The 12,554-nt window shown below is 64.5% G+C and carries 11 protein-coding genes; 3 read left to right on the forward strand and 8 right to left on the reverse strand.

All coding sequences use genetic code 11. The features are described from left to right. Positions 1–10 precede the first annotated feature (10 nt). The 5 genes from rimP to ACEN9P_RS23830 all read right to left on the reverse strand — a co-directional run bounded on the left by rimP (position 11) and on the right by ACEN9P_RS23830 (position 6,519). Entirely contained in the window at positions 11–598 is a 588-nt protein-coding gene (rimP, locus tag ACEN9P_RS23810) for a ribosome maturation factor RimP (protein ID WP_074574433.1), read from the reverse strand. A gap of 370 nt (positions 599–968) precedes the next feature. Then, entirely contained in the window at positions 969–2,609 is a 1,641-nt protein-coding gene (locus ACEN9P_RS23815) for an ABC transporter ATP-binding protein (protein WP_495620669.1), read from the reverse strand. Beyond that, entirely contained in the window at positions 2,609–3,688 is a 1,080-nt protein-coding gene (locus tag ACEN9P_RS23820; RefSeq protein ID WP_477663054.1) for an ABC transporter permease, read from the reverse strand. The genes ACEN9P_RS23815 and ACEN9P_RS23820 overlap by 1 nt, the downstream gene beginning before the upstream one ends. Further along, positions 3,672–4,697, reverse strand: coding sequence for a microcin C ABC transporter permease YejB (locus ACEN9P_RS23825; RefSeq protein WP_477663053.1), 1,026 nt, complete (start codon positions 4,695–4,697; stop codon positions 3,672–3,674). The genes ACEN9P_RS23820 and ACEN9P_RS23825 overlap by 17 nt, the downstream gene beginning before the upstream one ends. Positions 4,698–4,701: 4 nt before the next feature. Then, a complete protein-coding gene (locus tag ACEN9P_RS23830; protein WP_495620670.1) occupies positions 4,702–6,519 on the reverse strand; it encodes an extracellular solute-binding protein in 1,818 nt (605 codons plus the stop codon). A gap of 96 nt (positions 6,520–6,615) precedes the next feature. Between ACEN9P_RS23830 and fabI the strand changes: the two genes are divergently transcribed. Beyond that, positions 6,616–7,425, forward strand: a complete 810-nt coding sequence (gene fabI / locus ACEN9P_RS23835; RefSeq protein ID WP_413330533.1) for an enoyl-ACP reductase FabI — start codon at positions 6,616–6,618, stop codon at positions 7,423–7,425. 20 nt (positions 7,426–7,445) lie between these two features. Here the strand turns inward: fabI and ACEN9P_RS23840 are convergent, their stop codons facing one another. Together ACEN9P_RS23840 and ACEN9P_RS23845 are read right to left on the reverse strand one after the other, a co-directional pair. Beyond that, complete coding sequence (locus ACEN9P_RS23840) at positions 7,446–8,186, reverse strand: GNAT family N-acetyltransferase (protein ID WP_477663051.1); 741 nt, start codon at positions 8,184–8,186, stop codon at positions 7,446–7,448. Next, a complete protein-coding gene (locus tag ACEN9P_RS23845) occupies positions 8,183–8,530 on the reverse strand; it encodes a GFA family protein (protein ID WP_495620671.1) in 348 nt (115 codons plus the stop codon). The genes ACEN9P_RS23840 and ACEN9P_RS23845 overlap by 4 nt, the downstream gene beginning before the upstream one ends. Before the next feature lie 45 nt (positions 8,531–8,575). Here ACEN9P_RS23845 and ACEN9P_RS23850 point away from each other — a divergent pair, with 45 nt between their 5' ends. Then, positions 8,576–9,613, forward strand: a complete 1,038-nt coding sequence (locus ACEN9P_RS23850) for a DNA ligase (protein WP_495620672.1) — start codon at positions 8,576–8,578, stop codon at positions 9,611–9,613. Between the two features lie 21 nt (positions 9,614–9,634). On the opposite strand, the gene ACEN9P_RS23855 is transcribed toward ACEN9P_RS23850, so the two are convergent. Beyond that, positions 9,635–11,923, reverse strand: coding sequence for an Orn/Lys/Arg family decarboxylase (locus tag ACEN9P_RS23855; protein ID WP_413330537.1), 2,289 nt, complete (start codon positions 11,921–11,923; stop codon positions 9,635–9,637). A 200-nt stretch (positions 11,924–12,123) separates the two neighbouring features. Between ACEN9P_RS23855 and ACEN9P_RS23860 the strand changes: the two genes are divergently transcribed. Beyond that, positions 12,124–12,549, forward strand: coding sequence for an NfeD family protein (locus tag ACEN9P_RS23860; protein WP_477663049.1), 426 nt, complete (start codon positions 12,124–12,126; stop codon positions 12,547–12,549). Positions 12,550–12,554: the final 5 nt, after the last annotated feature.

Genomic DNA, 12,554 nt, shown 5'->3' on the forward strand with positions numbered 1-12,554 from the left:
TTCTTGAAATTTAATTCTCTGTGGAGGAAGCGGCACCGGGGGCCGATCTGGGTTTGCGGCCCTTGAAGTCCACCACGGGCGCAAGGCGCGCCTGGTGAAGCTCGTCGAGCGTGAAACCCAGCGCCTGCAGCGGTGCGGGAATCCTCTTCTTGCTAATCTTCTGGCCGGGTTTGGCGGGAGGCTCGTCACTCCAGACGACCTGCCAGCCGGCCTCGGCGCGCTCCAGCGTGCCGCGAAATTTCTTGCGGCTGGCCGTCACCGTCGAGCCGGCACTGGCCGCCACGCCAATCGGCGCCTTCAGCGTGATGTCGACCAGCTCGCCGGCAAAACGCTCAAAATCCTTTTCGCTGCGTAGCAGCCTGTCGATACCGGGGGAACTGACCTCCAGCCGGGCATATTCGACGCCCTCGACTTCCAGCACAAACTGCAGCTGGCGGGTGACTTTTTCGCAGTCTTCGGCATTGATGAACTGCTCGGCGCCCTGGACGTAAGGCATGTCGATCGTGACACGCAGCAAACCGCCGCCGGTGCGCTCGATCTCGACCAGCTCGTAGCCCAGCCCCGTCACAGTTTGCTCAATCGTCTCTTGCAATGCCATTCAGTCTCTAAAACCCGCTCTATTAATTCAATAGTTCAAAAACAAACGCCCAAAAAAAATGGGCGGTGAAAACCCGCCCATTTGGTCGTGAAGCTCATATTGTAACGTGCCGCGTCCCTCGATGCAAACAATTTCCGTGCCTGAAACGAGAGTCGCCGCTCAAAACCCCGGCGGGAGCAGCCCGCCTTAACCCTTTTTGTTAAGCCATCACACCGTCATTCGTTGATTGCCAGCTTGTGGCGGGACCGGTAGAAACAAAGATGGGCGCCGTGCACTGGTTTTCAACGGCGCCCACAGAGCAATGCCAAAATTTCAAATGAAATCATAGGGATTTTCTGATTATTTAAAGTAAATTCTCAAATTTGCGGGCCTACACGGCCGTCACAAGCACACGCGTATAAGGATGGCGCGGCGAATCCAGCACCTCGCTGAGCGAGCCGGATTCCAGCACATCGCCGTCCTTCATCACCATGACTTCATGCGCCATGGCGCGTATCACGTCCACGTCGTGCGTGATCAGCAAATAGCTCAGGCCGCGCTCGCGCTGGAGTTTTTGCAGCAGGCCCAGCACCTGCTTCTGGATGGTCACGTCCAGCGCGCTGGTCGGTTCGTCCAGCACCAGCAGCATGGGGTTGACGATAAGCGCCCGGGCAATCGCCAGGCGCTGGCGCTGCCCGCCCGAGAACTCGTGCGGGTAACGCTGCAGCAGGCCTGGAAACTGGGCCTCCGTCATACCGACATCGGCCAGCGCCTGCACGGCCCGCTCGCGCCGGGCTGCGGGGGCCAGGCCGGGCTCGTGCACGCGCAGGCCCTCCTCCACGATGGCCTCGACGCTCATGCGCGGCGACAACGAGGAAAACGGGTCCTGGAACACCACCTGGACCGCCCGGCGCATGGCTTTGTCACGCGCGGCCTCGCGGCCCCAGGCCTGGCCCGCCGCCTGCAGTTGCCCTGAAAAAGGCAGCAGGCCCAGGCTGGCCAGCGCCAGGGTGGATTTGCCGGAGCCCGATTCGCCGATCACACCCAAGGTCCTGCCGGCCGGAATCTGGAAATTCGCTTCTTTCACTGCCACAAATTCACCGCGCCGGAACCAGCCCCGTATCCCGGGAACCGGCACCGGATAGCTCACGCGCAGCCCTTCGGCTTTCATCGTGATCGCGGCATCCGCCGCGGCACCGGCCGCCGCCAGCCCGTCGCGCCGCGGCTTGCTGTCGATCAGCTTGCGGGTATAGGGGTGCTGGGGCCGGGCGAACACCTCGGCCACGGCGCCCTGCTCCACAATGCGGCCGTTTTCCATCACCGCGACCCGGTCGGCGAACTTGCGCACCAGGTTGAGGTCGTGGGTGATCAGCAGCACGGCCATGCCGTTGCGCTGCTGCAGCGCCCCCAGCAGGTCCAGGATCTGGCCGCGCAGGGTAACGTCCAACGCCGTGGTGGGCTCGTCAGCCAGCAGCAGCCCGGGCTGGCAGGCCAGCGCCATGGCGATCATGGCCCGCTGCCGCTGCCCGCCCGAGAGCTGGTGCGGAAAAGCCCTGGCGCGGCGCGCGGGCTCGGGAATGCCCGTGTCGGCCAGCAGCTGGATGGCGCCCTGCACCGCTTCAGCCCGGCTCAGGCTTTTGTGGAGCTCCAGTACCTCGGCAATCTGGTCGCCAACGCTGTAGAGCGGGTTGAGCGCCGTCATGGGCTCCTGGAAGATCATGGCGATGTCGCGGCCGCGAATCCCGCGCAGGGAAGACTCCGGCAGGGACAGCAAATCAACGGGTGCCTTGGGCGGCGCCCCGCTGGCCGCGCGTTCGGCCGCATCGACGCCGGCAAAAACGGCCTTCCCGTTCACCGCGGCGTTTTGCGCCAGCCGCAGCAGGCTGAGCGCGGTCACGGTCTTGCCCGAGCCGGACTCACCCACCAGTGCCAGCTTTTCACCGGGGGCGATGGAGAAATCAATGCCGTGGACCACGGATTTGCCCGCGAACGAAATCCGCAGGTTCTGGACGTCAAGCAGCGGCGCGGCCATCAGTCGGCCTTCCGGGGATCCATGGCGTCGCGCAAGGCGTCGCCCATGAAAGTCAGCAGCAGCAATGTCATGACCAGCACCAGGAAGGTGGACAGCGATATCCACCAGGCGTCGATGTTGTTCTTGCCCTGGGATAGCAGTTCGCCCAGCGAAGGCGTGCCGGGCGGCACACCCAGGCCCAGGAAATCCAGCGAGGTCAGCGCCAGGATGGAACCGCTCATGCGAAACGGCAGGAAGGTCACGACCGGCGTCATGCTGTTGGGCAGGATGTGCCGCCACATGATTTGCAAATTGCTGACGCCCAGGGCCCTGGCCGCCCGCACATAGTCCATCTGGCGGTTGCGCAGAAACTCCGCGCGCACGTAATCGGCCAGGCCCATCCAGCCAAATACCGACAACAGGATCAGCAGCAGCGCGATGCTGGGCGCGAAGATGGCGCTGAAGATGATGAGCAAATAAAGTTCGGGCATCGCCGTCCAGATCTCGATCAGGCGTTGCATCACCAGGTCGGTCTTGCCCGCGAAATACCCCTGCACCGCACCCGCCAGGATGCCCAGCGCCGTGCCGATCACGGTCAACGCCAGGCCGAAGAGCACACTGACGCGAAATCCGTAGATCAGTTGCGCCAGCAGGTCGCGCCCCCGGTCGTCGGTGCCGAACCAGTTGTCGCGCGTGGGCGCGGCCGGGCTGGGGGACTTGGCGAAGTAGTTCAGGGTCTTGGGGCCGTAAGGGTTGGGCGCATAGATCGCCCAGTTGGCGCCGGCGGTGATGCGCTCGCGGATGAAAGGGTCCAGGTAGTCCGCGGGCGTCGGGAAATCGCCGCCGAAGGTCTGCTCGGAGTAATCCTTGACGATGGGGAAATAAAGGGTGCCCTCGTAGCGCACGACCAGCGGCCGGTCGTTGGAGATGACTTCGGCGAACAGGCTGAGCACCACCATCGCGCAAAAGATCACCAGGCTCCAGAAACCCAGCGGATTGCGGCGAAAGCGCCGCCAGGCGCGGCGGGCGGGGCTGACGTGGAGCGCCGCCGCGGCGTCGGCCGCCGGCGCGGGGGCGCCATTGCTAGTCGAATTTGACACGTGGGTCCACCAGTACGTAAGAGAGGTCGCTGATCAGCTTGGTAAAAAGCCCTATCAATGTGAACAGGTAAAGCGTTCCAAGCACCACGGGATAGTCGCGCCGGATCACGCTCTCGTAGCTGAGCAGGCCCAGGCCGTCCAGGGAAAACAGCGTCTCGATCAACAGCGATCCCGTGAAGAACGCCCCGATGAACGCGCCCGGAAAGCCGGTGATGATGGGAATCAGCGCATTGCGGAACACATGCTTCCAGAGCACGCGGTTCTCGGCCAGGCCCTTGGCGCGCGCCGTCAGCACATATTGCTTGCGAATCTCCTCCAGGAACGAGTTCTTGGTCAGCATGGCCGTCACCGCGAAGCTGCCGAACACCATGGCGGTCACCGGCAATGTGATGTGCCAGAGGTAATCCACGATCTTCGCGCCCACGCTCAGTTCATCCCAGTTCGGCGAGGTCAGTCCGCGCAAGGGAAACCACTGCAGCTGGCCGCCGAAGATCACCAGCAACACAACACCCAGCACAAAACCCGGAATGGCATAACCCACCAGGATCAGCAAGGTGGTGACCAGGTCGAACTTGCTCCCCGCCCTCACCGCCTTGGCCACACCCAAAGGCACGGCCACGCCGTAACTGATGAAGAATGTCCACAACCCGAGGCTGATGGACACCGGCAGCTTCTCCAGGATCAGCGTCCACACATCCTTGTTCTGGAAAAAGCTCTTGCCCAGGTCGAAGCGGGCGAACTGGCCCAGCATCTGCACCAGCCGCTCATGGGCCGGCTTGTCGAAACCATACAAGGCCTTGATCGCCTCCAGGCGCTTGGGGTCCACGCCCTGGTTGCCGCGGTAGCTGGAGCCGCCCGATTCCACGCCACCGAAGCCGCCTTTGGCGTCCGACAGGTACTGCTCCACCGGCCCGCCGGGCACGAACTGGATCACGGCAAAGGTAATCAGCAGCACGCCCAATAAAGTGGGGATCATCAGCAGCAGGCGTTTGAGGACGTAGGCGAACATCTGGCTACTTTCCTTGGGGCACGGGTTTGGCCCACCAGGCCATCATCACCCAGTCTTCCGCCCCGGTATAAGGCGGCATGGGCGGTTTGAAGCCCAGCCGCCAGGCGTTGTAGGCGAGACGGTGCGAGGTCAGCGTCCACTGGGGAATCAGGTAGTGGCTGTGCATGATCACGCGGTCCAGCGCCCGGCAGGCCGGGATCAGTTCGGCCTTGGTCCTGGCGCCGACCGCTGCGGTGACCAGCGCGTCCACGGCCGGGCTCTTGACGCCAAAGTAATTGCCCGAGCTTTCGGTATCGGCCGCCTTGCTGCCGAAGATGTCGCTCAGCTGCTGGCCCGGGTCGTGCGTGCCAGGGAAGTTGATGGTCGTGATGTCGAACTCGAATTTGTCCAGTCGCTGCTGGTAGAGCGCAAAGTCCACCGGCGAAAAGCGCAGCGTGATGCCCAGCTTTTCCAGGTTGCGCATCCAGGGCGCGACCGTGCGCACGCCGGTGTCGCGGCTGTCCAGGTAGTCGAGCACCATGGCGTCGCCCTTGGCGTTGCGCAGCGCGCCGTCGCGGTAAGTCCAGCCGGCGTCCTTGAGCAGGGCCTGCGCCTTGCGCAGGTTGTTGCGCAGCGACTGGCCTTCACCGGTCGTCCTGGGCGGCTGGTACATGGGACCGAAGACCGCGGCCGGCACCTTGGCGCGCAAGGGCTCCAGCAGGGCCAGTTCTTCCGGCGACGGCAGGCCGGTGGCGGCGCAGTCGGTGTTGCCGAACAGGTCCTGCACGCGCGGATAGCCGTTGTAGAACATCTGCCGGTTCATCCACTCATAGTCCAGCGCCAGGCCGAGGGCTTCGCGCACACGCGGGTCGGACAGCATGGGCTTGCGGCTGTTGAGCACATAACTCTGGAAGCCGGCCGGCTGGCGGTGCGGAAAATCCTGCTTGACCAGCTCGCCCGAATCGAAGCGCTTGCCCGTCACCCGGCGTGCCCAGTCGCCGGCCGAGTAGAAGCTCATCATGTCGAATTCGGCCGCCTTCAGGGCCTCCAGGCGCGCCGTGTTGTCCTTGTAGATCTTCACGGTGATGCGATCGAAGTTATAGCCGCCGCGACGCACGTTCAAATCGCGGGCCCAGTAGCCGGGGTCGCGCGCATAGGTGATGTCCTTGCCGAAACGCACCGGGCCGATCTTGTAGGGCCCGCTGCCTATGGGTATGTCCATCACGACTTCGTCGAAGCGCTTGGGCTTGCCGCCCACCATGCCCCAGGCGCGGCTGAACACCGGCAGGCCGCCCACGGTCAGCGGCAGTTCGCGGTTGGGCTTCTTGAACCGAAAGCGCACGGTACGCGCGTCGATCACATCGCAGCCCGCCACATCCTCCAGCGCGGTCTTGTAGCCGGGTGAGGTGTAGGGGCCCATCAGCGTGTCGTAGCTATGCTTGACGTCCGCGGCCTCCACCGGCATCCCGTTGTGGAACTTCGCCTGCGGCCGCAGGCGGAACACCACGCTCAGCCGGTCCGGCGCCACCTGCACGTCCTCGGCCAGCAGGCCATAGCCCGCGGCGGTTTCGTCCATGGAGCCGGCCAGCAGCGAATCGAACATCAGCACCGACAGGTAGGCCGGCGCCGAGCCCTTGATCGTGAAGGGGTTGTATTTGTCGAAAGTCGAATAGCGCAGGTTGCTGACCAGGCGCAGGTCGCCGCCTTTGGGGGCCGCGGGATTGACGTAATCGAAATGGGCAAAGCCCGCGGGGTACTTGAGGTCGCCCCAGAGCGCATAGCCGTGTGCGGCCCATGACGGCGCTGAAACTAGCAGCAGGACCCAGACCAGCAAACTTCGCATGCGACAATTCTGCCCTACTTAGGTCGGCAAATTTCCATCGCGCGAATCTCGCGCCCCTTGCCGGCATATCTTCCGCACATTTACTGGAGCACCTGCATGGCGACACACACCGGATTCCTCACTGGCAAAAAACTGTTGATCACGGGCGTGCTGTCCAACCGCTCCATCGCCTACGGCATCGCCAAGGCCTGCCACGCGCAAGGCGCCGAACTGGCTTTCAGCTACGTCGGCGAGCGTTTCAAGGATCGGATCACGGAATTCGCCGCCGACTTCGATTCGAAGCTGATTTTTGACTGCGACGTGGGCGACGACGCGCAGATCGCCAAGCTGTTCGCCGACCTGTCGCAAACCTGGCCGACGTTTGACGGCTTTGTGCACAGCATCGGTTATGCGCCGCGCGAGGCGATTGCCGGTGACTTCCTCGACGGCCTGTCGCGCGAGGGCTTCAAGATCGCCCACGACATCAGCGCCTACAGCTTCCCGGCCATGGCCAAGGCCGCCCTGCCCTACCTGAACCCGAAATCGGCCTTGCTCACGCTGACCTACCTGGGCGCGGTGCGCACCGTGCCCAACTACAACACCATGGGTCTGGCCAAGGCCAGCCTGGAAGCCTCGGTGCGCTACCTGGCCGAATCGCTGGGCCCCAAAGGCATGCGCGTGAACGGCATCAGCGCCGGCCCCATCAAGACCCTGGCCGCCAGCGGCATCAAGGGCTTCGGCAAGATTCTGAGCGTGGTCGCCGAGGCCTCGCCGATTCGCCGCAACGTGACGATCGAGGACGTGGGCAACGTGGCGGCCTTCCTGCTGAGCGACCTGGCCGGCGGCGTGAGCGCCGAGATCACCTATGTCGACGGCGGCTTCAGCCACGTCGTGGGCGGTATCGCCGAGCCGGCCGAAGCGGCCTGAGCTCCCCGGGCCTCGGCCCCTTAAGGCTGGCGCCAGTAGTCGTAGCTCCAGACGGTCTCAAAACCCGCGCGCCGGTACAGCGCCAGCGCCGGGGTGTTGACGTCTTCCACCTGCAAAAACGCCCGGGCGATGCCGCGCTGCTCGGCCACGGCGGCGATGCCGGCCAGCACGCGCCCGGCCAGTCCCCTGCCCCGGAAGGCCTGGTCGGTGCGCATGCCGTGCACGCTGGACCAGCCATGGCTGAAGGCGCCGGCGCCCGCTGCCACGGTTTTGCCGTTTTCGCGCACGCTGGCATAGACCGAACCGCGGGCGCGGCTCAAGGCCTTGACGCGGCTCGCGCCGTCCACCGGGTCAAAACCTTCGGCCAGGAACAGCGCAGCCCAGGCCGCATCGGGCACATCGGCGGTCTCGGCGGGCACTGCCGCGCTGGCCGCGCGCATGGCCTGCACCGGCGCCACCTGAACCAGCACCGGCTTTCCCGATTGGTAGCCGCGCCGCGCCAGCTCCTGCCGCAGGCCGTCGAAGCAGGCTTCATTGGCCAGGCGGAACACCGTGCGCAGGCCGCGCGCCCGGTAGCGCGCTTCGATCTGGTCGATCATGTCCTCACCCGCCGGCACGTGGCGCAGCGGCACGGCACTGTGGGCCCGGCTGACCGTGCCGCTGTCATAGGGCAGCAGCCAGCCCTGGAACTCCTCGACGGCTTCGGGAGACACCGCGGCCAGGGTGGCCCGCTCTATGGACTCGATATCGCTGGAGGTCATGCCGCCCGCCCGTTGAAATGCTGGACGGGGATGGCGGCAAGGTCCAGGTCCTGCACGCAGCGCAGGTTGATGGCGGCCATGCGCTTGCCGTCCGGGCCCGTGCCCTCGCCATAGGGGTGGATGCCGCAGCTGGGGCAAAACCGGTGCTGGATAAGGTGCTTGTTGAACAGATAGGTACTGGCGTTCTCATCGGGCGTCAGCAGGCGCAACTGCTCGCGCGGAACAAACCAGAGCAGCGAGCCCTTGCGCGAGCACATGGAGCAGTTGCAGGCCAGCGCGCCGGTGGGTTCGCCTTCGACCTCAAAGGCAATCCTTCCGCAGTGGCAGCTTCCTTGGTGGCTCATGTTTTGCATCCTTTTTTCTCAATGATTTGTTGGGGAGTCGAGCGCGTGTGGCGCGCCCTCGACAGTTTCCTTGTGCAAGGCTTGCCGCACCCGGCACGGGACTATAGACTGTACATTCATACAGCCAAAAGTCAAAAAAATATGGCACCGCACCCATCACCAACACCCCCTTTCCGCACTTCGGCTTCCGTGGCGGTTTTTCGCCTCAAGGCCCTGCACCTGCTGCTGGTCGTCGCGGGCCTGCTCACGCCCCTTCTGCCTAGCGCGGCCTTTGCCGCCACGGCCGCTCCGCAGGCGCCGCAGCTCATGCTGGCCAAGGCCTACCGCCCGGGCATCCCCCTGGCCGACTACTGGGTCAGCGAAAAATACGACGGCATACGCGGCTACTGGGACGGCGAGAAACTGCTGACCCGCAACGGGGAACGCATCGCGGCGCCGGCCTGGTTCACGGCAGGCTGGCCCAAAGTGCCGCTGGACGGCGAGTTATGGGCGGGCCACGGGCAGTTCTCCCGCGCAATGTCCACGGTGCGCCAGCAAAGCCCGGACGCAGCGGCCTGGCGGGCCATACGCTTTATGGTGTTCGACCTGCCCGGGCAGGGCGGCCGCTTCAGCGAACGCATCCCGGCCCTGAACGGCGTGGTGAGCCGCATCGACCAACCCTGGGTGCAGGCGGTGGCGCAGTCCAAGGTGGCCAGCCATGCGGCCCTGCAGGCGCTGCTCGCCACCACCGTCAGGCACGGCGGTGAAGGCCTGATGCTGCATCGCGGGGCTTCGCTTTACAAAGGCCAGCGCAGCGACGACCTGCTCAAGGCCAAACCGCACGAGGATGACGAAGCCCGCGTGGTGGCGCATATTCCCGGCCAGGGCAAATATGCGGGCATGGTGGGCGCGCTGCTGGTGGAGATGCCCGCCGTGGACGGCAAGCCCGGCCGGCGCTTCAAGCTGGGCAGCGGCCTGAGCGACGAGCTGCGCCAAAACCCGCCGCCCGTGGGCAGTACCGTGAGCTACCGTTTCCGCGGGCTGAACGACAGCGGCATTCCGCGCTTTGCCAGTTTCATGCGGGTGCGGGACGCCGCCGTTTAAGGCGGCCGGGGCCGGCTGGGCCTACTTCTTGACGCAGTCCGCGTAGTAGCGGGTCTTGCCCTTGGCGTCGACCTCTTCCACCAGGCCGTGGATGTCGGTCTCGAACCCCGGGCACTGCGCGTTGAATTCACGCGAGAACTTCAGGTAGTCCACGATGCGCTTGTTGAACACCTCGCCCGGAATCAGCAGCGGGATGCCGGGTGGGTAAGGCGTCACCAGGCCCACGGTGATACGGCCTTCCAGGTGGTCGATCTCGACGCGCTCCGTCGTGCGGTGGGCGATGTGGGCATAGGCGTCGCTGGGCTTCATGGCGGGCGCCAGGTCGCTCAGGTAGACCTCGGTCGTCAGCCGCGCGATGTCGTACTTGGCGTACAAGGTGTGGATGTGCTGGCACAGGTCGGCCAGGCCCATGCGCTCGTACTTGGGGTACTTCTGGCAGAACTCGGGCAGGATGCGCCACATCGGCTGGTTCTTGTCGTAATCGTCCTTGAACTGCTGCAGCGCCGTCAGCAGCGTGTTCCAGCGGCCCTTGGTGATGCCGATCGTGAACATGATGAAGAAGCTGTAGAGGCCGGTCTTTTCGACGATCACGCCGTGTTCGGCCAGGAACTTGGTCACGATGCTGGCCGGGATGCCGGTTTTGGCGAACTTGCCGTTCAGGTCCAGGCCGGGCGTGACGATGGTGGACTTGATCGGGTCCAGCATGTTGAAGCCGGTGGCCATCTGGCCGAAGCCGTGCCAGTTGTTGGCGCCGTTTTTTGCCATCTTGGCACTGCGGGATTCGCCCTTGATGATCCAGTCCTGGGCCTCGCCGATCCCCTCTTCGACCAGCTTGTCCGGCCCCCAGACCTTGAACCACCAGTCGTCGCCGTACTCCTCGTCGATCTTGCGCATGGCGCGGCGAAAGTCCAGTGACTCGGCGATGCTTTCCTCGACCAGCGCGGTGCCGCCGGGCGGCTCCATCATGGCCGCGGCCACGTCGCAGCTGGCGATGATGCTGTACTGCGGCGAGGTGGAGGTGTGCATCAGGTAGGCCTCGTTGAAGAGGTGCCTGTCGAGCTTCACGTCCTGCGAGTCCTGCACCAGCACGTGGCTGGCCTGGCTGATGCCGGCCAGCAGCTTGTGGATGGACTGCGTGGCGTACACCACGGCGTTTTTCGGCCGGACGCGGTTTTTGCCCATGGCGTGGTAAGCGCCATAGAAAGGGTGGAAAGCCGCGTGCGGCAGCCAGGCTTCGTCGAAATGCAGGTTGTCGATGTAGCCGTCCAGCATGCCCTTGATGGTTTCGGTGTTGTAGAGCACGCCGTCATAGGTCGACTGCGTCAGCGTCAGCACGCGCGGCCTGACCTTGCTGCTGTCCACGCCCTTGAGCAGCGGGTTGGCGTCTATCTTGGCGCGGATGGCGTCCGGCTCGAATTCGCTCTGCGGAATCGGGCCGATGATGCCGAAATGGTTGCGCGTCGGCTTCAGGAACACCGGGATCGCACCGGTCATGATGATGGAGTGCAGGATGGACTTGTGGCAGTTGCGGTCGACCACCACCACGTCGCCGGGCGCCACCGTGTGGTGCCAGACCATCTTGTTGCTGGTGGAGGTGCCGTTGGTCACGAAGAAGCAGTGGTCGGCGTTGAAAATGCGCGCCGCGTTGCGCTCGCTGGCGCCTATGGCGCCGTCGTGGTCCAGCAGCTGGCCGAGTTCTTCCACCGCGTTGCAGACGTCGGCGCGCAGCATGTTTTCGCCGAAAAACTGGTGGAACATCTGCCCGACCGGGCTTTTGAGAAAAGCCACGCCGCCGGAATGGCCGGGGCAATGCCAGGAATAGGAGCCATCCTCGGCATAGTCCAGCAAGGCCTTGAAAAATGGCGGCTGCACGCCTTCCAGGTAGCTCTTGGCCTCGCGCAGGATGTGGCGCGCCACGAACTCGGGCGTGTCCTCGAACATGTGGATAAAGCCGTGCAGCTCGCGCAGGATGTCGTTGGGAATATGGCGCGAGGTTTTGGTCTCGCCATAGACGTAAATCGGCACGTCCAGGTTCTTGCGGCGCACCTCCTCGATAAAGGTGCGCAGGTTCAGCACGGCGGGATCGAGGTCGGGGCCGGGCGAGAACTCCTCGTCGTCGATCGACAGGATAAAGGCGCTGGCCCGGCTTTGCTGCTGGGCGAACTGGGAGAGGTCGCCGTAGCTGGTGACGCCCAGCACCTCGAAGCCTTCGCTCTCGATGGCCTGCGCCAGCGCGCGGATACCCAGGCCGGAGGTATTTTCGGAACGGAAATCTTCGTCAATGATGACGATGGGAAAGCGGAATTTCATGGCGGGGAGAGCAGTTCAAGGGCGCCCTGAACCTGTCGGAGGGCATGGGGAACGCTCAAAAGGCATAGACAGGTTGAGCCCGAGCGGCGGGAATGAAGCTTTTTCCAAGCAGCGAAGTGTAAGGACATATTGTTGCGCTACGCTTGTCTTGGGGTCTAATTGCCCCAAAATGTAGCGGATGACCGACAAAAGGAGGAAGCATGAGTGAATCGACGATCTGGTGGCTGCTGGCCGGCGTGGCGGTCGCGGTGGAACTGGCGACGGGGACGTTTTACCTGCTGATGGTGGCCCTAGGGCTGGCGGCCGCGGCCCTTGCCGCCCACCTGGGCGCCTCAACGTCCGTGCAGCTCATTACCGCGGCCGTGGTGGGCTCGGCCACCGTCGGCATTGCCCATCTTGTCCGCAGCCGGGGCCCCGAGGCCCTGCCGCCCGGGACCAATCCGGACGTCAACATGGATATCGGCGAAACCGTGCAGGTCGACGACTGGCAAGCCGACGGCACGGCGCTGGTGCGCTACCGCGGCGCGCAATGGGCGGTCGTGCAGGCGGCCGGCGCGGTGCCCTCCGCGGGCCTGCACCGTATCCGGGAAGTCATTGGCAGCAAACTGGTCGTAGAAAAAATCTGAGGGAA

It is taken from the genome of Polaromonas sp. Polasp52, from assembly GCF_059491565.1.